Origin of the sequence: Streptomyces sp. NPDC002785 (assembly GCF_040295565.1) — a bacterium.
Taxonomy (GTDB): domain Bacteria; phylum Actinomycetota; class Actinomycetes; order Streptomycetales; family Streptomycetaceae; genus Streptomyces.
The window spans coordinates 1-1849 of sequence record NZ_JBEOVN010000408.1 but is presented as its reverse complement, the minus strand read 5'-3'; the positions used below and the strand labels follow the sequence as shown (position 1 = coordinate 1849).

Annotated in this window: 1 protein-coding gene; it reads right to left on the bottom strand. The window is 73.8% G+C overall.

Annotated elements, in window-relative coordinates:
• Nucleotides 1-1832, bottom strand: a 1832-nt coding sequence (locus ABTZ94_RS37415) for a SpnB-like Rossmann fold domain-containing protein (RefSeq protein WP_351207907.1), incomplete at its 3' end; no start/stop codon positions are given.
• Between the last annotated feature and the right edge of the window lie 17 nt (nucleotides 1833-1849).

Here is a 1849-nt window from a genome sequence, read left to right as displayed (position 1 = left end):
ACCAGGTAACGGGAGAACAGACCACCCAGCTGACCACTGGCACCGGTGACCAGCACCGTGCCCTCCGGATCCCACACAGCGGCCTCGGCACCGTCAGCGACCGGCACCCTGGCCAGCCGCGGTGCCAGCGCCGCGCCGTTGCGCAGTGCCAGCTCCGGCTCGTCCACGGCGAGCGCGGCAAGCACCTTGCGGTACGAGGCCGCCCGGCCGTCCGTGTCGAGCAGCGTCAGCCAACCGGGGTTCTCCGACTGCGCGGAGCGGAACAGTCCGCGTGCGGCGGCCCGCGGCAGGTCCGCGATGCCCGCTCCGGCCTCGGTCTCCACCGTCTCGCGCGTCAGCAGTACGAGCCGCGACTCGGCGAACCGCTCGTCGGCCAGCCAGGACTGAAGCAGTTCGAGCACGCCCAGCGTGGTGGCGTGCACGGCGGCCGTGCCGACCTCGGTGCCGTCGCCGATTCCGCCGATTCCGCCGATGAGCACAGTGTGCGGTACGGGCGCACCTGCCTCGACGGCCGTACGCAGCGCCGACAGGTCGCGGTACGCGGTCGGCCTGACATCGGTCCCGAACGCCTCATCCAGCCGGGCCGATTCGTCCGCGCCGGCGCCCAGCACGGCCCAGTCGCCGGTCGCGGCGCCGGTGGCGGGCACCGGAACGGCGGTCCACTCCAGTCGGAACAGCGACTCGTGCAGCCCGCTCCGCGCGGCCCGCACCTGCTCGGCGGAAGCCGGGCGCAGCGCCACCGAGTCGACCGTGGCGACCGGCGCCCCGGTGCCGTCGGCCACCAGCAGGGACACAGTGTGTTCCGACTGCTCGGTCAGCCGCACCCGGAGCACACCGGCGCCGGCGGCCAGCAGCTGCACGCCGTTCCATGCGAAGGGCAGCAGCGCGCCCTCGGCCAGCGCGGCTTCCCGGTCCGGGCCGTCCAGGCCGATGACGTGCAGACAGGCGTCGAGCAGCGCGGGGTGCAGGCCGAATCGGTCAGCCTCCGCGCCCCGTACGCCCGGCACCTGTTCGGCCGTGGGCAGCAGAACTTCGGCGAAGAGGTCGGCCCCCAGCCGCCAGGCGCCCGCAAGCCCCTGGAAGACCGGGCCGTAGCCCAGACCGGCTCCGGCCAGCTCCTCGTAGAGGCCGTCGACGGGAATGGCGGTGGCGCCCTGCGGCGGCCATACGGTGAGGTCGCCGGGCTCGCTCTGAGCGGTGGCGGCCAGCACACCGGTGGCGTGCCGGGTCCACGGCTCGGTCGCGAGCGCGTCCTGGCGGCGGGAGTGCAGGCTGAAAAGGCGGCGGCCGGACTCGTCCGGCCCGTCCACGACGAGCTGGAGCTGTACCGCGACCCGCTCCGGCAGTACCAGCGGCGCCTCCAGCAACAGCTCGTCCAGCCGCTCGCAGCCGACTTGGGCGCCTGCGTGCAGTGCCAACTCGACGAAGGCCGTACCCGGCAGCAGCACCGTGTCCATGACGGCGTGGTCGGCCAGCCACGGATGGGTACGGGTGGCCAGCAGCCCAGTGAACAGGAAGCCGTCCGCGTCGGCCAGTGGCACCGCCGCGCCCAGCAACGGGTGCTCCGCCCCGCCGAGCCCGATCGACTCAGGGTCGCCCGACGCCGGGGTGGCTGCGGGCCAGTATCGCTGCTGCTGGAAGGGGTACGTCGGCAGCTCGGCGGGCTGGACCCGGCCCGCGCCGGTGCCCGTGTAGTACGCGGACCAGTCCGGGGTCACGCCCCGGACATGCAGCCGGGCCAGCGCACCGGTCAACGTCTCCGCCTCCGACCGGCCCTTGCGCAGCACAGCGGCAAAACCGGCCTCGGCCACGGTGACACACTCCTGCGTCATCGCAGTCAGCACACCGT